This is a genomic window from Globicatella sanguinis NBRC 15551 (assembly GCF_001552295.1).
Taxonomy (GTDB): Bacteria; Bacillota; Bacilli; order Lactobacillales; family Aerococcaceae; genus Globicatella; species Globicatella sanguinis.
On record NZ_BCQX01000035.1, the window covers coordinates 1 to 19,522 of the forward strand.

General features: G+C 36.8%; 15 protein-coding genes. 13 read left to right on the forward strand and 2 right to left on the reverse strand.

The genetic code is table 11. The features are described 5' to 3' along the window. Positions 1-93 precede the first annotated feature (93 nt). From mutY to GSA01S_RS04425, 3 genes are read left to right on the forward strand one after another with little or no spacing between them, the layout of a single operon-like run. Positions 94-1,245 (forward strand): A/G-specific adenine glycosylase, encoded by a 1,152-nt coding sequence (gene mutY / locus GSA01S_RS04415; RefSeq protein WP_066125241.1) that lies wholly within the window; start codon positions 94-96, stop codon positions 1,243-1,245. Then, complete coding sequence (locus tag GSA01S_RS04420; RefSeq protein WP_066125243.1) at positions 1,242-2,969, forward strand: ABC transporter ATP-binding protein; 1,728 nt, start codon at positions 1,242-1,244, stop codon at positions 2,967-2,969. Before mutY ends, GSA01S_RS04420 begins: the two co-directional genes overlap by 4 nt. Further along, a complete protein-coding gene (locus tag GSA01S_RS04425; protein WP_066125246.1) occupies positions 2,962-4,710 on the forward strand; it encodes an ABC transporter ATP-binding protein in 1,749 nt (582 codons plus the stop codon). Before GSA01S_RS04420 ends, GSA01S_RS04425 begins: the two co-directional genes overlap by 8 nt. Positions 4,711-4,843: 133 nt before the next feature. On the opposite strand, the gene GSA01S_RS04430 is transcribed toward GSA01S_RS04425, so the two are convergent. Next, entirely contained in the window at positions 4,844-6,361 is a 1,518-nt protein-coding gene (locus GSA01S_RS04430) for a pyruvate kinase (protein WP_066125248.1), read from the reverse strand. Positions 6,362-6,781: 420 nt separating this feature from the next. On the opposite strand from GSA01S_RS04430, the gene GSA01S_RS04435 reads away from it, so the two are divergent. From GSA01S_RS04435 to dsdA, 8 genes are all read left to right on the forward strand, one after another. Beyond that, on the forward strand, positions 6,782-7,093 hold the full coding sequence (locus GSA01S_RS04435; protein ID WP_066125249.1) for a rhodanese-like domain-containing protein: 312 nt from the start codon (positions 6,782-6,784) through the stop codon (positions 7,091-7,093). A gap of 3 nt (positions 7,094-7,096) precedes the next feature. After that, positions 7,097-8,755, forward strand: a complete 1,659-nt coding sequence (locus GSA01S_RS04440; protein WP_066125251.1) for an FAD-dependent oxidoreductase — start codon at positions 7,097-7,099, stop codon at positions 8,753-8,755. Continuing rightward, positions 8,748-9,050, forward strand: a complete 303-nt coding sequence (locus GSA01S_RS04445; protein WP_066125252.1) for a rhodanese-like domain-containing protein — start codon at positions 8,748-8,750, stop codon at positions 9,048-9,050. Before GSA01S_RS04440 ends, GSA01S_RS04445 begins: the two co-directional genes overlap by 8 nt. Continuing rightward, positions 9,034-9,303, forward strand: a complete 270-nt coding sequence (locus GSA01S_RS04450) for a metal-sensitive transcriptional regulator (RefSeq protein WP_066125254.1) — start codon at positions 9,034-9,036, stop codon at positions 9,301-9,303. The genes GSA01S_RS04445 and GSA01S_RS04450 overlap by 17 nt, the downstream gene beginning before the upstream one ends. A 371-nt stretch (positions 9,304-9,674) precedes the next feature. Continuing rightward, on the forward strand, positions 9,675-10,226 hold the full coding sequence (ntdP, locus tag GSA01S_RS04455; RefSeq protein WP_066125266.1) for a nucleoside tri-diphosphate phosphatase: 552 nt from the start codon (positions 9,675-9,677) through the stop codon (positions 10,224-10,226). A gap of 166 nt (positions 10,227-10,392) precedes the next feature. Then, positions 10,393-11,790, forward strand: a complete 1,398-nt coding sequence (locus tag GSA01S_RS04460; RefSeq protein ID WP_066125256.1) for a L,D-transpeptidase family protein — start codon at positions 10,393-10,395, stop codon at positions 11,788-11,790. Positions 11,791-12,176: 386 nt separating this feature from the next. Next, on the forward strand, positions 12,177-12,689 hold the full coding sequence (locus tag GSA01S_RS04465; protein WP_066125257.1) for an HD domain-containing protein: 513 nt from the start codon (positions 12,177-12,179) through the stop codon (positions 12,687-12,689). 163 nt (positions 12,690-12,852) lie between these two features. Beyond that, positions 12,853-14,205 carry a D-serine ammonia-lyase gene (gene dsdA, locus GSA01S_RS04470; RefSeq protein ID WP_169792670.1) on the forward strand — a complete coding sequence of 451 codons (1,353 nt, stop codon included), beginning with the start codon at positions 12,853-12,855 and terminating at the stop codon, positions 14,203-14,205. Positions 14,206-14,527: 322 nt separating this feature from the next. Here the strand turns inward: dsdA and GSA01S_RS04475 are convergent, their stop codons facing one another. Next, entirely contained in the window at positions 14,528-15,985 is a 1,458-nt protein-coding gene (locus GSA01S_RS04475; RefSeq protein WP_066125259.1) for an NCS2 family permease, read from the reverse strand. 240 nt (positions 15,986-16,225) lie between these two features. On the opposite strand from GSA01S_RS04475, the gene GSA01S_RS04480 reads away from it, so the two are divergent. Continuing rightward, on the forward strand, positions 16,226-18,412 hold the full coding sequence (locus GSA01S_RS04480) for a Tex family protein (RefSeq protein ID WP_066125261.1): 2,187 nt from the start codon (positions 16,226-16,228) through the stop codon (positions 18,410-18,412). Between the two features lie 14 nt (positions 18,413-18,426). Then, positions 18,427-19,158 (forward strand): metallophosphoesterase family protein, encoded by a 732-nt coding sequence (locus tag GSA01S_RS04485; protein ID WP_066125263.1) that lies wholly within the window; start codon positions 18,427-18,429, stop codon positions 19,156-19,158. Positions 19,159-19,522 lie beyond the last annotated feature (364 nt).

Sequence of the window (19,522 nt, forward strand, 5' to 3'; positions counted from 1 at the left end):
CGAAAATTATTTAATTTTCTACTTCTTGCCTACTCCCATGATAACTCGACAGAAACTCATTTTGATTTTTTGAACAAGAGGAAGGAGCGTTTTGTGACTCAAGTTTTAGCAAAATATGGATGGGATGATCAAAAAGTCAAAGGATTTCGAGTAGCGCTCTTAGATTGGTATGATCAAAACAAACGTGATTTACCATGGAGACGCACTCGTAATCCTTATTATATTTGGATTAGTGAAATTATGTTACAGCAGACACAAGTAGCAACTGTTATTCCTTATTTTGACCGATTTATTAAGGCATTACCAACAATTGAGGCCCTCGCTAATGTTGAGGAGCAGGAATTATTGTTATTATGGCAAGGTCTAGGGTATTATTCGCGTGCACGTAATTTAAAAGTGGCTGCCCAACAAATAATGGAACATCATCAAGGTCAGATGCCACAAACGATGCCGGAATTATTAAATTTAAAAGGAATAGGCCCCTATACTGCAGCAGCGATTGGGAGTATGGCGTTCGACTTAGTAGAGCCGGCAATTGATGGTAATCTATTAAGAGTGACCGCCCGCATGTTTGAATTGGATGCTGATATTTCCAAACCAAGTTCAAGAAAGATTTTTGCGGAAATTTTATATGAACTAATTGATCCAGAGCGACCTGGAGATTTTAATCAAGCGATGATGGATTTAGGGGCAACGGTGATGACACCGACCAATTATTATCCAGAGGACAGTCCCATCAAGGATTATGATCAATCATTTATTAACGAAACAGCTGCGCTCTATCCGGTTAAGAAAAAGAAAATCAAAAATACCAAACATCAAATGTTGGCGTATCGTATTCAAGACCTAAAAGGCTCAGTGTTATATCGTCAACATAGAGCTGATGAACTCTTAACAGGGTTATGGCATTATCCAATTTTTGAGTATGATATTGTCTTAGAAAGTGCGACTGAAGATGAATTATTAACGCCCTTAGAGGATTATTTTGAACAAATAGGATTAGGCTCCCTCAAGTTAAAGCTGATGATGAAACCGGGTCAAATGATCGAGGCTTTACCGAAAGTGAAGCATATATTCTCACATCGGACCTGGAACTTACAAGTGGTGCCGGTTAAATTAGAAGGTGATTTACATGATTTAGTGGCCGGTAGTCAAGGACTCACCACGACGGCTAGCGATCAAGAGCATCCTATTTCGACTTTACAGCAGAAACTGCAAGCAAGATGGGAAGGAGTGAATCGATGAAACAACTATTACAATATTTTAAGGGCTATCAAAAAGAAAGTATTTTAGGTCCTGTATTTAAACTATGTGAAGCATTATTAGAATTAACCGTCCCGATGATTGTCGCTCGCGTCATTGATGAGGCGATTCCTTCAAGAGAGACCTCGCAAGTATTAAGATACATATTCTTAATGATTGTAGTGGGCTTAGTCGGGTTTATTTTAGCTATCACCGCTCAATACTATTCGGCTAAAGCGGCGGTTGGATTTACTCGCCAACTTAACAATGATCTTTTTAAGAAAATTATGGCCTTACCTCAAGCAGAAGTGGATAAAAATTCACCAGCAAGTTTAGTTAACCGCATGACTTCCGATACTTTCCAAATGCAAACGGGCGTCAATATCTTTTTTAGACTATTTTTACGCTCTCCATTTATTGTTATAGGTTCATTAGTCATGGCGATGCAAATTGAAAGCCGTGTAGCCTTAATTTTTACTACCATGATTATCTTATTATTTGTGGTGGTCGGAGGCATCTTAAAATTAACGAGCCCGATGTTTACCAATGTGAGAAAACGTCTGGATCATCTAGTACAATTAACCCGACAACAAGTAAAAGGGATGCGTGTCATTCGTGCATTTAGACAAGAAGCAAGAGAAATTGAAGAATTTAAGAGTACTAACCAACACTTAAATCTTGAACAATTAAAAGCGGCGAATTGGAGTGTTCTAACCAATCCTTTGACCTATGTGATTGTCAATATTTGCTTGGTACTGATTATTTGGCAAGGCAGTCAGTGGGTAAATGTCGGTAGTTTAACGCAAGGTGGCTTAGTGGCACTCGTTAATTATCTATTACAAATATTAGTGGAACTAATTAAATTAACCATGGTTATTAGTACTATGAATAAAGCGATGACCAGTGCTAAACGAGTCGTGGAGGTCTTTAATTTAGAAGATGAAGCCTCAACTTTTGAGCAAAATGCTGTTACCAATTCGCAGTCATTGTACGAATTTAATCAAGTGCAATTTTATTATCCCAATACCCAAGCGCCAGCTTTAGACCAGTTAAATTTTACAATCACTAAAGGCGACTTTTTTGGCATTATTGGAAGTACCGGTTCAGGAAAATCAACCTTAATTGAATTATTGACTAAAAATTACGACCCAACCGCTGGCCAAATTAGCGTCAATTCACAGTTATTAAATACGGATACTCGCAGTGGATTACGGGAATCGATTGCTTTAGTTCCTCAATTGGCGACATTATTTAAGGGCACCGTACGCAGTAATTTATTATTAGCTAATCCGGATGCAAGCGATGAAGCGATGTGGCAGGCGTTAAAAGTTGCTCAGGCAGATGGCTTTATTAAAGAGAAAAATGGTCTCGATACAAAAGTAGAAGCCTTCGGACGTAATTTTTCCGGTGGTCAACGTCAACGTCTGACATTAGCACGGGCTTTAGTTAAAGAAGCAGAAATCTATATTTTTGATGATTCAACTTCTGCCTTAGATTATTTAACAGAAGCTAGTTTCCAAAAAGCACTAAAACGACATTTTGCTGATAAGACGATTATTATGATTTCACAACGGACTCATAGTGTTTTAACAGCCAATCAAATTTTAGTGTTGAATGAGGGGAAACAAATTGGACTCGGAACGCATGCTCAATTATTGGAGGACTGTCCGATTTATCGAGAAATTGATCAATCGCAAAAAGTAGCGGAGGTGAAGGAAGATGAATAAAAATAATACTTCAACCTTTAAACGATTACTCGGCTTATTTACAGTCTATCGTTGGCAATTAATGATGGTGTTGTTAATGACCGTCTTACAAGTAGCTTTTTCAATTTTAATCCCGATATTATTAGGACGGGCAGTTAATATGATTGTTGGTCCAGGACAGGTACAAATTGAACCATTAAAAGTCATATTATTCCAAATGGCCCTCGTAATTATTGGTAATACCATCATCCAGTGGCTAGCGCCTTTATTGTACAATCGACTCGTTTATACCACGACAACAGCACTAAGACAACAAGTATTAGAAAAATTGCACCATCTCCCATTAGCTTATGTGGATCGATTATCAACAGGAGATTTAGTGAGTCGTGTCGTAACCGATGTCGAACAATTGAGTGATGGAATTTTAATGGTCTTTAATCAGTTTTTTGTCGGCGTGCTAACGATTGTGGTCACCATTATTACCATGGGTAGTCTTGATTGGCGGATGATGTTAATGGTCGTTGCCTTAACGCCATTGTCATTGATTTTAGCGCGAATTATTGCGGGGAAAAGTTATCGTCTGTTCAGAAAGCAAACGGAATCTCGTGGTGAGCAAACACAGATGATTGAAGAGAGCATTCAACAAATTGAGATTTTACGTGTGTTTAATGCACAACCGGCAACCAATGAACGATTTAAACAAATCAATCAACAATATGCCGATCACTCACAATCAGCGATTTTCTATTCATCGATTACCAATCCGGCGACACGCTTTATCAATGCGACGATCTATGCATTGTTAACCTTTGTAGGTGCCACGCGTATTATTAAAGGCAATTTCACCGTCGGTGAGTTAACGACCTTTTTAAATTATGTTAATCAATACACTAAACCGTTTAACGATATTTCGAGTGTCTTAGCTGAAATTCAAGGTGCTTTTGCTTGTGCTGAACGCTTATTTGAAATTTTAGATCAGCCGAGTGAAGTAGAAACGGGCACTCAACAATTAAATGCCGATTCAGTGGAAGGGCGTGTTGACTTTCAACAAGTCGATTTTAGTTATGTGCCAGACCGTCCGTTAATTGAGGATTTGAATTTAGCAGTAAAAGCTGGCCAAAGAGTGGCCATCGTCGGACCAACCGGAGCCGGTAAATCGACCTTGATTAATTTATTAATGCGATTTTACGACGTGAATCAAGGACACATTTTATTAGATGGAACGCCTATCATGGAGTATACTCGTCAATCTTATCGTGAAAACTTTGGGATGGTGTTACAAGAAACTTGGCTTAAATCGGCCACCGTTCATGAAAATATCGCCTTTGGTTATCCTAATGCCACGCGTGAGTTAGTAGTAGAAGCTGCAAAAGCAGCCCATGCGGATCATTTTATTCAACAATTACCACAGGGGTATGACACCTACTTGGATAATGGTGGCGATGCTTTATCAATCGGACAACAACAATTATTATCGATTGCTCGCTTATTTGTTAGAGTTCCGCAATTGTTAATCCTGGATGAAGCGACATCGTCAATTGATACGCGAACGGAAATTCTTATTCAAAGTGCCTTTGAACAATTAATGCAAGGACGTACTAGCTTTATCATTGCCCACCGATTATCAACCATTCAAACAGCGGACTTAATCTTAGTGATGCAAAATGGCCAAATAGTGGAACAAGGTAATCATCAAAGTTTGATGAAGCAACAAGGATTATACTATGAAATGCAACAAACAAGAAATGTGGAAGAAGCATAACATAAATAGATTCAAAGCAAAACGCTTGGTAAGACTAGTTAATTTGAGACGGTTGTCTTTAGGGACATAACCTCAACATATTCTAAACAAAACTCCCCCAATGAAATGAAAGTTTCACTGGGAGAGTTTTTTGTTATTCGTCTAAAGTATATTGGCCTGCTTGTTTAGCAATATTCAAGGCTCTTAATTGTGGTGTTTTCTTAAATTGATTAATCTCCACTTTTTTCAATATCTTCGCTAATAATTTGATAGCAGGAACAATAAAGTCACCTTTATTTAACATCACACATTCACTACGCGCTCCTTCCACCACGTCAGTCAATTCTGCACGCGCTGGAATACCATTATCAACGAGGTTAGCGAGTACTTCGGTTGCCCACACTACTGGAACCGAAGCAGCTTCACAAATCCACATGATTTCTTGTTGTAATTCTGCTAAGCGAACGTATCCTGCTTCAACAGCCAAATCGCCACGGGCAATCATGATCGCTGTAGGGTTTTTACTGGCAGCGGTCATAATAATTTCAACAATATTTTCAACGGCTTGGCTGTTTTCAATTTTAACCATTAATTGCATTTGATTCGCTTTATCGCCAAGTAGTTCTTTTAATTTAGCTTGAATGTCATCAACATCTTTTTTACTGCGAATAAAAGAAAGATTGATTATATCAGCCCATTTTGCTGCAAAAGCTATATCTTGTTCATCTTTTTGATCGATAATATCGATATTTAACAAAGTGTCTGGGAAGTTAATGCCTTTTTGAGCTTTAATACGACCAGAACCCCCTTTTACTTGATCGATTTTTAAGACAGCCCCATGTTCTTGAACTTCAATGACATGAGCTCTAAAAGCTCCGTCATCAAAAAATACCCGATCGCCCTCTTTTATCTGTTTGTAAACACAAGGGAAGGGACAACCTAAATAAACGACATAGTCTGAATTAGCTTCAATATGTTTAATATCAGAAAGTAACTTAACATGGTCTCCTACTTTGACTTTATTCTTTTTAAAATAAGAAAATACCCAATCGACCCTTAATTTCGGACCCGCAATATCCATTTGAATCTTGACTGTTTTATTGAGCTTTTTGCAGCGGTCTCGAACTAATTCAATCATTTGTTGCCAGATTTCTGGGTTATCATGAGAACAGTTAATGCGTGCCACATTCATCCCAGCCCGTAGCATTTCATCGATTAGCTTAACATCAGTGGCCGCTTCAGTCGGTAAAGTAACCATAATGCGGGTTCGATAGTCTTCCGGGGAAGGTCCGAAAATTTTGTCGGCTTGTTGATCGAGTAGCTGGATACCTTGATTGAATTGCTCGACTGTTGGATAGTCATGACTGGTCTCATGGCCAGATAAATTGGCTAGATTAGCTCTTAAAGCTTGCAGCGTCACAATCGTTTTAGCTTCCGAACGACCAATCGACGATAAACCTAAGGGGATTAATTTTTGTTGTAAAGGCCTTAAATCTTTTTGGCGTAAAGCAAGATAGGCGGCTAAGTTTTTAGCAGGTTCGATAAATTCTTGACGTTCAATTTTATCTTGCCAACGGTCATAAAAATGTCGGCCATTCGTTAAAACATATTGATATAAACTGTCTACATCGTGATAAATCTGTTGTAGCATTTCTCTTGAATTTTTTACCATAATATCCTCCCTCTTTTCTTATTGATTAATGTAATAATTTATTCATCTTTGTCTCACTCTAATCATATCAGAATGTGTCAATAATAACCATAGTAAGCACTTACAATATTTAGGTTATATGATGAGTCGAGATGAGGGATTGTCTCAAAGTTAGGGGCCGGCCGACAATCAGAGCTTAGTTAATCTAAAAGGGGTAGAGGCTGGGTGTAATTTTTAAATTTTGTTAAGTCATACCTATTTCATGAACAGCGCTGTGGTTTAGTGGCCTCAAACTTCGTCTTAAACAGGTGTTTGAAACAAATTCCCCTTAAATAATTACCAGTAAATGAATTTTTATATTTGACAGAAGTAAAATAATATAGTTTAATTATACCCATAGGGGTATTATAAATTAAGAACCAGATTAAAAGGAGGAAACTTATGTGGTTTTTTGGATCCAGAGTAGAAGCAATTAAAGCTGATGAAATTAACAATCAGCTATTAAAAAAGTATCAATTATTGGATGTGCGAACACCAGCAGAATTTAAAAGCGGGCATATAAGCGGTGCAGTCAATCATCCCTTAGAACAAATACAATTCTTTCAAGGCAGTAAAGATAAGCCTATTTTAGTCATTTGCCAAAGTGGTATGAGAAGTCGTCAAGCAGCCAAAGCTTTAGTGAAAAAAGGCTATCAAGTGAAAAATGTTAGTGGCGGAATGAATGCCTGGCATGGGCCAGTCAAAGGAGGATAATAAATGAAAAAGATTTTAATTGTTGGTGGTGTTGCTGGTGGAATGTCAGCCGCAACTCGATTACGTCGATTAATGGAAGATGCAGAAATAATTGTCTTTGATAAGGGACCTTATGTATCGTTTGCCAATTGTGGATTACCCTACCACGTATCTGGCGAAATTGCTGAACGTCAAAAATTAATCGTTCAATCACCGGAAGCTTTACGCGCCCGCTTTGATTTAGATGTTAGACCGAATACCGAAGTGCTATCAATTGATCCGCAAACAAAAACGGTGACGGTTCAAAATGAAGGGCAAAAATCAACTGAACCATATGATGTACTAATCTTATCACCAGGAGCTAAGCCATTTGTGCCACCGATAATCGGATTGGAAGCAACCGACAACACACATATATTACGTAGTATTCCTGACTTAGATGGGATCATGGCTAATTTGAAAGATAATAAAGTTAAACAAGCAACAGTAATCGGTGCGGGCTTTATTGGCATTGAAATGGCAGAGAACTTAGCAAAATTAGGTTTAGCCGTAACAATTGTTGAAAAAGCGCCACATGTTTTACCACCTTTAGATGAAGAAATGGCCCAACATATCTTATTAGAGTTAGAAAAAAATAATATTAAAGTCATGACCAATCAATCGGTAGTCGAATTTAAAGAACAAGGCCACACTTTAGTATTAGAGGATGGCTCTACCTTAAATTCTGATTTAAATATTTTATCGGTCGGTGTACAACCAGAAAACAGTTTAGCCAAAGAAGCGGGAATTGAATTAGGTTTGCGTGGAGGGATTGTTGTTGATGACCAATACCGTACGAATGTACCCGATATATATGCAGTTGGCGATGCCATTGTCGTGAAACAACAAATTACCGGTCAAGATGCCTTAATTTCGTTGGCCTCTCCAGCTAACCGTCAAGGACGTCAAGTTGCTGATATTATTGCCGGTTTAGAAAGTAGCAATAAAGGAAGCATTGGAACCGCGATTGTGCGTGTGTTTGAAATGGTCGCTGCTTCAACTGGATTGAACGAACGCACTGCCAAATTAGCCGGATTAACCCCATCAGTGGTCCATATTAGTGGTAAAAGTCATGCCAGTTATTTCCCAGGTGCTGAAGATATTCATTTGAAATTAGTCTTTAATCGCCAAACAGGTGAAATTTATGGCGCACAAGCCGTCGGCAAAGATGGCGTGGACAAGCGAATTGATATTATAACAACGGCTATTAAAGGTGGATTAACGATTTTTGATTTACCAGAATTAGAGTTTACCTACGCACCACCATTTGGTTCAGCGAAAGACCCCGTTAATATGGCGGGTTATGCGGCTTCTAACTTAGCAACGGGTGTGACGGATTCCATTCAATGGTATGAATTAGCCGATGAATTAGCTAAAGGCAAAATATTGTTAGATGTGCGTAATGATGGGGAATTACAACGCAATGGTCGTTTTAAAGAGGCGATTCATATTCCACTTGATCAATTACGTGAGCGACTAGCGGAATTGGATAAGAACCAACCGTATATTATTACTTGTCATAGTGGCTTACGTAGTTATATTGGTGAACGTATCTTAAAACAACACGGATTTACAGTAGAAAACTTAGATGGAGCTTTCTCACTGTATCATTTAATGAAACCGGAGGAAATTGTATATGTATAAAAGCAAAATGATGGCTGAATTTGAACAAGATTTAAAACACGATGACTTGTCCGTACTTGATGTTCGTGAATTGGATGAGTATAATAATGGACATATTAAAAATGCCCACCACCTACCTTTAAGTCAAATAAGTGAGTTGGTCAATGATTTAGATTCATCGAAACATTATCATGTTATTTGTCATTCTGGTGGACGCTCAGCTATGGCATGTGAATTTTTAAGTGCACATGGGTTTGATGTGACCAATGTGATGGGTGGAATGTCGGCATGGAAAGGTGATGTTGCATTTGACTAGTTGCGATAAATCGATTTTAAATCGATTAAAAAGAACTGAAGGTCAATTAAGAGGAATCCAAAAAATGATTGAAGAAGAACAGGATTGTATGGATGTGATTACCCAATTAAGTGCAGTTCGTTCAAGTGTTGATCGCATAATGGGCATTATTGTGGCACAAAATTTGCGTGATTGCTTAGAAAATCCTGAAGCAGATTCTGAAGTACAAAATGCCAAAATTGATCAAGCGATTCAAATGATTATTAAGAAATAAACAGAATAAACTAGGGAAGATGTGACCATAACTTAATTGTTTCGGTTACATCTTCATTTTCATTTTTAGTGACTTAACTGCACAGAAATAGAGTGGTCTCAATCTGCGTCTTAATGACTTGTCAAAACTCAACTATTTGCGGGTGAGCACACAATATGAAAACCATAGAATTTTATATTGCTTAATACCCACTGCGGGCTGACCAAAGTATTTTTTGCCTTCTGTTTGGAAATAAAATTTAACGAATATTTCGTTTGGTTTGTGAAAATGATTTGTATTTATATACCTATTTAATGACAAGTATGTTACAATATTAAAGATGGAAGATGACCTTGGTCGTCTTGATTGACAAACAGAAGGTAGGATGAGTGATGAAGCAACCAAAAGAGGGTGAATTCATCACTATTAAGAGTTATAAACATGATGGCTCATTACATCGTACTTGGCGTGATACAATGGTTTTAAAAACTAGTGATCAGTCGATTATCGGTTGTAATGACCATACGTTGGTAACTGAATCTGATGGTCGCAGATGGGTAACTCGTGAAGCAGCGTTACTTTATTATCATAAACATTTTTGGTTTAATATTGTAGCGATGATTCGCAAACGCGGTGTTACTTATTATTGTAATTTGGCTTCTCCTTATTTAATAGATCAAGAAGCCTTGAAATACATCGATTACGATTTAGATATCAAAGTGTTTCCAGATGGCGAAAAGCGATTATTAGATCTTGATGAATACGAAATTCATGGACGTAAATATCATTATCCAGATGAAATTGATCGTATTTTAAAATATAATATCCAAGAGCTAGTACGATGGATTGAAGAAGAGAAAGGACCGTTCTCACCGGAATTCATTGAAATCTGGTATGAACGTTATATCCAATTAACCCATCGTAAAAGAGGAAAATTTAACTAAAATAGTATGAATTCACTGTTTGTTATCACCGCGATTAGCGGTGTTTTTTTATATTCAAAAATATGTTAAAATATTGAAATATAGGCTAGAGCATAGGCATTCTAATTGCTTATTTTATTAGAGTTACCTATAATTAATGAGAGAGAATAGACAGAGGTGAGAGAGTATGCAATTGTCAAAGTTTAATCGCAAGCAATTAGGTTTTGGGATTGCTGGTGGAGTAATTCTTTTATTATTATTGATTTATGGAATCGGTGTCTTATATTATCAAGGGCATTATTTACCGAGTACTACAGTAGCCGGACAATCGATTAGCAATCAATCAATTGAATCAGCAAAGACTAAAATTCAGAGTGAACTAGAAAATAAAACCATTTTATTTAATGAAAATGAACAACCAATTGGGACTGTGGCCTTGAAAGATTTAGGCGTAACCAGTCATTACGATGAACAATTAACTCAATTAATGGCCGAACAAAATGCCACTGATTGGCCATTAGCATTACTTAAATTGAAGCGATCAGAACTTCAAGTGAATCCAGAAACCGTTCAATTTGATGAGGCAATCATTACGGATTTGATTTATAGTTTAGGGGTTAACAATGAAGAAAGAACGTCTGCTGAGGATGCATATATTTTAGATGATGACAATGTCTTTTCAATTATTCCAGAAGTGTACGGTAATCAAATTAATAATGAAAGTATGACCCAAACGCTATTTTCAGCTCTTAATCATAATCAATTAGAAGTCGATTTGAAAGATGCCTATATCCAACCTCAAATTAAAAAAGAAGACCCAACATTGAATGATAATTTGCAGAAAATTGCTGTAATGGAATCAAGTCAGATAACATTAGCTTTTGATGGCAATGAAGTTACCATACCAAAAGAGAATATTGCGAGTTGGATTTATATCGATGAAGAGGGTGCACCGCAAGTCGATCGATCGTTAGTTGAAGACTATATACGTGACTTAAATTATCAATATGCCGGTCTTTTTCAGCCGCGTCAATTTATGAGTACTTATCAAGGCGAGGTTACAATCCAACCAGGAACCTATGGGTGGTATATTGACCGTCATACCGAGCCAGACAATATTATTGCTAATATTCATGAGGGAGCGACCATTACTCGTGAACCGGTTATCGGCGGTGATGGCTATGGTATGGGGGATAGTGTTGGCAATTCTTATGTTGAAGTTGATATCTTAAATCAAACCATGTTTATTTACTTAGATGGTGTTCTAGTATTGCAAACACCGGTGGTAACTGGAAAAACAGGTACCAACACAATACCGGGGGCTTATCGAGTATGGAATATGGAGTCACCTTCGGTATTGCGAGGCTATAATCCGCATACAGATATTGATTATGAACAACCAGTTCAATATTGGATTGCCTTTGACGATCAAGCTCAAGGGATTCATGATGCTAATTGGCAAGGAACTTTTGGTGGACAAGCTTATTTAAATTCGGGATCCTTAGGATGTGTTAATACACCACCGAGTGTGATGGGACAAGTATTTGAATTAGTATACTACGGAATGCCAGTTATTGTTTTTTAATAGTGAAAACGGTCTTTATTATATCACTAATGGAGTGAGTTAGGAAATTGAAATTCTATAAAGTTCAATTTTCTTGCTTACTCCTATTATTTTGCACAGCGAATATGTAAGGTTGTTGTCGTTTTTCAAAACCAACGCGATTTTTTTGTTTTTCAAGATAACTTTCCGGTTTTTCTGAAAATCAGTGGACACGAATGTCTTTATTTTTCAAGACTGCCTTAAACAGTTATTTTCGCTTTCATAATAAACTTATGAAACCATCTGTAATAATGGCAATAAAATTCATATAAAATTTACATATTTAACTAAATTTACATCTTATTTTCAACAAAAATGCAAATGTTTTTGTTATAATGATTTTGAATTAATCAACAAGGAGTGTTTAGATGGCTTTGGATTGGCAAAATGATGCAGAATATATGGCGTTGATTGAAGATTTAATTGAATTAGAAGAGGTACAATGCCTAAAGAATTACGTTCATCATTTAGTGACAGACCGTTTATCGCATTCTTTATCGGTATCGTATCGTAGTTATCGTTGGGCAAAACGTTTTAATCTTAACACACGTGCCATTGCGCGTGCAGGTTTATTACATGATTTGTTCTACTATGATAGTGCAGATAAACATCAAGTAGGGGGCAAGGGCCACAATTGGGAACACCCACGAATTGCCTTACAAAACGCTTTAAAAATTACTGAGATATCAGATCTTGAACAAGATATTATCGTTAAACATATGTTTGGTGCAACTAGAGAGTTGCCTAAATACCCAGAAAGTTATATTGTCACACTCATGGATAAACAAGCCGCCATCTTCGAGTTGGGTGCAGGCTTTTATCAATTCTGTTTAGCACAATCAGCCAGACAGAGTAAAAAATTAGTGAGTTTTCTATTATAATCAAATGATTCTATCCAATTATATATATAAAATGACTGAAGAGTACTGAAAAGTACTCTTTCTTTTCAGTTAAATGAGAATTTAAATAAAAATCAACAAAATAGCACTCAAACAGTGTGAAATTTGATACAATGACGAAGTAAAACTTATCAGGAGGATTAATATGACAAAAATAAACAATATTGAATGGTCTGAAAAAGTTCAGTACCTTAATGATATTATGAATTTAAAACCAGTTTTCTGGATCAATAAGCATAAAGATAATTTTGAAGAAGCATCTAAAAAGGTAGCTTATTCAATGGCAGATGTTCAAGATGCCGAAGCTCGTTTAGAGCGTTTTGCACCATTTATTATGCAAGAATTTCCTGAGACGGCGCCAATGAATGGTTTAATTGAATCAGGTTTAACAAAACTGGCACCATTAAAAGAATATTTAGAAGATAAAAATAATACGACCATACTAGGCGATTTTTATTTAAAACGTGATGACACTTTGCCAATTGCCGGAACGATTAAAGCACGTGGTGCTATTTACGAAGTGTTAAAATATGCTGAAACATTAGCGCTAGAACATGGGTTGTTAAAAGGCATTGAAGATGACTATACTAAGTTTTCAAGTGAAGAATTTCAATCGTTTTTCCGTCAATATAAAATTGTCGTGGGAACAACGGGGAATCTAGGAATCAGTGTCGGTGTGATGAGTGCTAAATTAGGTTTTGAAGTGACGGTTCATATGTCGATTGAAGCAAAACAATGGAAGAAAGACTTATTGCGCTCTAAAGGTGTGAATGTTATCGAACATGATACCAACTTCACTGAAGCAGTCTGTCAAGGACGTGCTCAATCAGATGCTGATCCTAAATCATATTTTGTCGATGATGAACATTCTGTAGAATTATTTTTAGGTTATACAGTGGCTGCTCTTCGCTTAGAAAAACAATTAGAAGAAATGGGTATTAAAGTAGACGCTGACCATCCATTGTTTGTCTACTCACCATGTGGTATTGGTGGTAGCCCTGGTGGTACAGCTTTTGGTCTAAAACAAGTGTATGGTGATAATGTTCATTGTTTCTTTGCCCAACCGACTCATATGCCGTCAATGTTATTAGGTCAAATTACGGAGCAGTTTGACAAAGTTTCTGTTGATGATTTCAAAATCGATGGAAAAACGAATATGGATGGTTTAGCTGTTCCGAGAACTTCAGGATTTGTAGCGGAATTAATGAGTAATTTCTTCGATGGTGGTTATTCAGTAGAAGAAGAGGAAGTACAACTATTATTATCTAAAATGGTTGATTTAGAAGCAATTAATTTAGAACCAGCCGCTTTAGCGGGTGTACCTGGACCAATACGTCTATTTACCACAGCTGAAGGGCAAGACTATATTACAATGAAGAATTTACAAGATAAAATGCAAAACGCCACTCATATTGCTTGGGCGACAGGTGGTAGCATGGTTCCTGCTGCTGATATGGAAGTTTTCTATCAAGAAGGATTAGCTGTGATCAATAAATAAGTAATTTAGGTGGAATATCTTAAGAATTTTCGATATCGATCAGATTTAAGCAGTGGAATAGGGGAGTGTTTATACTTTGTTGGTTAGTTTTTTAATTGAATAGCCAATAAATAAATCCTTTAGTCATTGTTTAAATTCATTGGTAAGAGTGATTTTGATAATCCGTAAGATGTACTGAGTTAATAAACCATAGGAGGACGCCTATCAGACGTCAATCCTATGGTTTTTAGTTGTTTCTATAGAAATAAAAAAGGGGGAGTAGACCAGAAGTAGAAAATCATTTAATTTTCTACTTCCTGCCACTCCCTTTAATCTGAAAATTTTAGATGATAGCTAAAGCAATAAAGTTAATAGCGAATAAAACTACTGAAATCCATAAGATAGGATGAATTTCTTTTGCTTTACCTTGAACAATTTTTACTAAGCAATAAGCAAAGAATCCTGCGGCAATTCCGTATGAGATTGAATAAGCTAATCCCATGAAGATGGAAGCAAAGAATGCCGGCACTGCTTCAGCAAAGTCAGCCCAATTAATATCAGCTAATGACGATAACATTAATATCCCAACTAAAATTAAAGCAGGTGCTGTTGCTGACGCTGGTACAATTCCGATAATTGGTGCGATAAAAATTGATAGGATAAACATTACAGCCGTTGAAACAGAAGTTAAACCTGTACGTCCACCTTCACCGATTCCTGCTGCCGATTCTACGAAAGTGGTCGTGTTAGATGTTCCAAATAAAGCGCCAATTAAAGTACCAATCGAATCGCCGAATAAAGCGCGGTCCATTTTTGAATTAAATCCAGAGCTAGTTTCTAAAGCATTGATATCCTCATCAGAGAAAATGCCGGTACGACGACCAGTCCCAATGAAAGTACCGATTGTGTCGAAAACATCTGATAAGCTAAAAGCAAAAATAGTGATTAAAACAATTGGTAAACGAGAGATATCACCAAATAGCGAAGGTAAACCTGCTGGTGTGAAAATAACTAAGAAGGTTTCATCTAAAGCTGCGAAAGCACTCGCAACAGAATTACCTGCCCAATCAATTGAACCTAAATCTACTACGCCTAAAGGAATTCCAATTAATGTTGTTAAAATAATACCTAATAAAATAGCTGATTTTACACCACGAATCATTAAAGCAATCGTGATAGCTAAACCGATAAGCGTTAGTAAAGAAGTAGGATTGGTAAAGTTAACTAATTCTGGCACTGCCCCACTATTCGCAAGGACTGATGAAATACCACCAGGGAATGACTCAGCGGTAGGATCGCCACCATTGACTGAAATTAAATTAATCCCATCGATGGTAAATTGTAATAAGTTACCATTTTTAATTCCGATATATGCAATGAAAACACCAATACCAGCTGAAATCGCATGTTGTAAACTTTCTGGGATAGCTTTAATTAAAGATTTACGTACTTTAGTAACCGTAATTAAAACATTAAAGACCCCACAAATAAATACCATTGACAACGCTTCTTGCCAAGTAAAACCTAAACCAAATACAACCGTAAAAGTAAAGAATGCATTTAACCCCATACCAGGTGCCAAAGCATAAGGAACATTGGCTAATAAGCCCATCGCCAAAGTTGAAACAGCAGCAGCGAAGACCGTTGCTAAAAAGACTGCTTGATTTGGCATACCCGTTAACGCAAGGATAGACGGGTTAACGAACATGATATAAGACATTGCTAAGAATGTCGTAATCCCCGCAGAAATTTCAGTTGAAACAGTGGTGCCATTTTCTTTTAATTTGAAAAATTTATCCACAAAAAAAGACCTCCTAAATTTTGAATACAGAATGAGTATAGCAAAATAATCAGAACGTTCAACAAGAAAATTAAATATATCATTCGTTTTAAAATGAATGTTCGTGTTTTCAATATCAGAGTGCATAAAATTAGTCAAAATGAGTGTTTGATGGCTTCAAATCAGTAGAAATATGTTATAATCATCATTATGAAATGAATTAAAATTTGTGTTTAGTATACAAATCGGAAAGAGGATATTATGTCAGAATTATTTAATCAACAGATTAGTAAAGAAACCGGCATTTCAATCAAACAGGTTGAAGCTACATTAAAATTATTAGCAGAGGGTAGTACCATTCCTTTTATTGCTCGATACCGTAAAGAGATGACTGGTTCATTAGATGAGGTTCAAATTTACACTATAGAGCAACGCCATCAATATTTAATTAATTTGTCAACTCGTAAAGAAGAAGTGACGAGATTAATTGAAGAACAAGATAAATTAACTGAAGAATTAAGAGTGGCAATCGAACAAGCCCAAACACTACAACAAGTAGAAGACTTGTATCGTCCTTATAAACAAAAACGTCGTACTAAAGCAATGGTGGCGATTGAACAAGGTTTAGAACCATTAGCAGACTGGATATTATCAAATAGAGAACCAATTAATCTCAGCGATAAAGCGAGTGAATTTATTCAAGATGAGGTGACAACCGCTGAAGAAGCATTAGCAGGCGCTCATGAAATTATTGCTCAAAAAGTATCCGATAATGCAGAATACCGCGAATTTATTCGTAAATACAGTCGTTATAATGCGATTGTTCAAACAAGTTTAAAGAATCAAGAGAAAGACCCGCAACAAGTTTATCATATGTATTATGATTTCTCTGAAAAATTGGATAAAGTCAAAGAACATAATACTTTAGCCATTAATCGTGCGGAAAGAGAGGACGTTATTACGGTAAAAATCAATATTGATGAAGAGCCGGTTTATCGTTATATTGAAAAACGTTTTATTAAAGCAGATTTACCTACAGCGCAAGTAGCTTTAATCCAAAATGCCATTCAAGATAGTTACAAACGATTTATTGGACCAGCTATTGAACGAGAGTTACGTGCAGAAACAACGGAAAAAGCCGATTTACAAGCGATTGAAGTGTTTGGTGAAAACTTACGTAACTTATTATTAACTGCACCATTAAAAGGCAAAGTAGTGTTAGGTTTTGACCCGGCTTATCGAACAGGGTGCAAATTAGCTGTCATCAATGAGACGGGTGCGGTATTAGAAAAAGCTGTTATCTACCCTCATGAAAAAGCGGTTGGAGCTGATACTAAAGCACAACATGAAGCGAAATGGGCTAAAGCTGGGCAACAATTAACCGATATTATTAATCGTCATCAGGTGGAATTAATTGCGATCGGAAATGGAACTGCCAGTCGTGAATCTGAATTGTTTGTCAGTGAAGTGATTCATTCTCTGGATCGAAAAGTTCAATATTTGGTGGTGAGTGAAGCTGGAGCTTCGGTTTATAGTGCCAGTGAGATTGCGCGTCAGGAATTTCCAGATTGGGAAGCTTCTGAACGTAGTGCGGTAAGTATTGCTCGACGAGTACAAGATCCGTTGGCAGAATTGATTAAGATTGATCCTAAATCAATTGGTGTGGGTCAATATCAACATGATGTGGCGCAAAAATCATTGAATGAGCAATTAGATTTCGTGGTGAATATGACCGTAAACCAAGTGGGCGTGGACATTAATACCGCTAGTATTCCATTATTACAACGCGTTTCAGGTTTAACTAAGACCACAGCAAAAAATATTGTGGATTTGCGTGAGGAGTTAGGACATTTTTCAAATCGTGAACAAGTGAAAGATGTAAAACGGATGGGTCCTAAAACTTATGAGCAAGCAATTGGTTTCTTGCGTGTTTTAGGGGGAGGTAATCCACTTGACCAAACTAATATTCACCCTGAAAGCTATCCGATTGCTGAGCAAATTTTAGCGAAATTAGCGATTGACCAAAAAGCATTAGGTTCAAAAGAAGCAAATGATCAATTAGCAAAATTAGATTTAAATCAATTAGTTGAAGAATTAAATGTTGGGAAAGAAACCTTAATTGATATTATTGAAGGGTTAAAAAATCCAACCGCGGATATTCGTGATGGACAACCGACACCGCAATTAAGAAGTGATGTCTTAAAAATGGAAGATTTAAAAGTTGGAATGGAATTAGAAGGAGTGGTACGCAACGTCGTTGACTTTGGTGCCTTTGTTGACATCGGTGTAAAACAAGATGGCTTAATTCATATTTCTAAATTAACCAATAAACGTCGTGTGAATCATCCAAATGAGATTGTAGCGGTGGGTCAAATTGTGGATGTTGAAGTCATTCAATTAGACTTAGATAAACAAAGAATAGGGTTGAAATTAGTTAAAATTCATTAATTTGGAGGTGCTATATGAAAGAGCGTGCTTTTGTAATAGGAGATATCCATGGGGAATACCAAATGTTAAAACAGCTTTTAACATATTGGACTCCTGAAGAAGAGGAATTAATCTTTGTAGGCGATTTAATTGATCGGGGACCGCAAATCTTTAAAACACTTGAGTTAGTTTGGTCATTACAAAAAGAGTACGATGCAAAAGTGATTATGGGGAATCATGAGGCGCTTTTTCTTGATTTTTTACAACATCCTAATCAGGCATGGGATTTGTATCAAAGAAATGGAGGAGCTACTACTTTAGCTTCTCTTAATCACTTAGCACTGGATGAGATAAATGATTTTCAAATGGATGAGTTAGTTAATTTAACAATCGAAAATTATCCTCATTTGATGGCGTGGCTAGAAAATTTACCTTTGTATCTTGAATACGGCGAATGGATTATTGTTCATGCGGGAGTCGATTTACAATTAACTAATTGGAAGCAATCTAAACCAAGTGATTTTTATTGGATTCGCGACCCTTTTCATCTCGGCGATAATCGAACCGGTAAAAAAATTATTTTTGGTCATACACCCGTTAAGCTTTTAAATGCCACACCAGGTGATTTATCCATTTGGCATCATCAAGGAAAGTTTGGTATCGATGGTGGTGCTGTTTATGGTGGTGACTTAATTGGGGCCCATATCACCCAATCCGGAGAATTATTAAAAGAAAATCGAGTGACACAGGGAGTAGACCAGAAGTAGAAAATTGATTGATTTTCGCTTTGTCTGTTCACTTCCACACAGTTTGATGGCACTCAACCCCTGCGCTTTGAGTTACCGAGCAATAATTTGACTGAATTTTTCAAATTTATGTTCAATCTCGTTAAGACGCAGTTTGCAACCACTCAACCCCTGCGCTTTGAGTTACCGAGCAATCACTTGATTGAATTTATCCAATTTAGCCCAGCCTCGTCCCCTATAAAAAAACATTGGTTAATGAGGTTCAAAGTGCAACTACAACAGTCAAGGTAGTTTTTAATAATCGGTGTATAAAACATTAGTTAAAGAGATTCAAAGTTTGGCTACTCTTGAGTAGAATAAATAACATACAAAAAACACAGGCAAA

What these genes read in the sequence shown, in the direction of transcription:
- GSA01S_RS04440 (WP_066125251.1), top strand. Translation starts at nt 7,097, where the DNA reads ATGAAAAAGATTTTAATTGTTGGTGGTGTTGCTGGTGGAATGTCAGCC.
- GSA01S_RS04435 (WP_066125249.1), top strand. Translation starts at nt 6,782, where the DNA reads ATGTGGTTTTTTGGATCCAGAGTAGAAGCAATTAAAGCTGATGAAATT.
- ntdP (WP_066125266.1), top strand. Translation starts at nt 9,675, where the DNA reads ATGAAGCAACCAAAAGAGGGTGAATTCATCACTATTAAGAGTTATAAA.
- GSA01S_RS04450 (WP_066125254.1), top strand. Translation starts at nt 9,034, where the DNA reads ATGTTGCATTTGACTAGTTGCGATAAATCGATTTTAAATCGATTAAAA.
- GSA01S_RS04425 (WP_066125246.1), top strand. Translation starts at nt 2,962, where the DNA reads ATGAATAAAAATAATACTTCAACCTTTAAACGATTACTCGGCTTATTT.
- GSA01S_RS04420 (WP_066125243.1), top strand. Translation starts at nt 1,242, where the DNA reads ATGAAACAACTATTACAATATTTTAAGGGCTATCAAAAAGAAAGTATT.
- GSA01S_RS04485 (WP_066125263.1), top strand. Translation starts at nt 18,427, where the DNA reads ATGAAAGAGCGTGCTTTTGTAATAGGAGATATCCATGGGGAATACCAA.
- GSA01S_RS04430 (WP_066125248.1), bottom strand. Translation starts at nt 6,361, where the DNA reads ATGGTAAAAAATTCAAGAGAAATGCTACAACAGATTTATCACGATGTA.
- GSA01S_RS04465 (WP_066125257.1), top strand. Translation starts at nt 12,177, where the DNA reads ATGGCTTTGGATTGGCAAAATGATGCAGAATATATGGCGTTGATTGAA.
- GSA01S_RS04460 (WP_066125256.1), top strand. Translation starts at nt 10,393, where the DNA reads ATGCAATTGTCAAAGTTTAATCGCAAGCAATTAGGTTTTGGGATTGCT.
- GSA01S_RS04445 (WP_066125252.1), top strand. Translation starts at nt 8,748, where the DNA reads ATGTATAAAAGCAAAATGATGGCTGAATTTGAACAAGATTTAAAACAC.
- GSA01S_RS04480 (WP_066125261.1), top strand. Translation starts at nt 16,226, where the DNA reads ATGTCAGAATTATTTAATCAACAGATTAGTAAAGAAACCGGCATTTCA.
- dsdA (WP_169792670.1), top strand. Translation starts at nt 12,853, where the DNA reads ATGACAAAAATAAACAATATTGAATGGTCTGAAAAAGTTCAGTACCTT.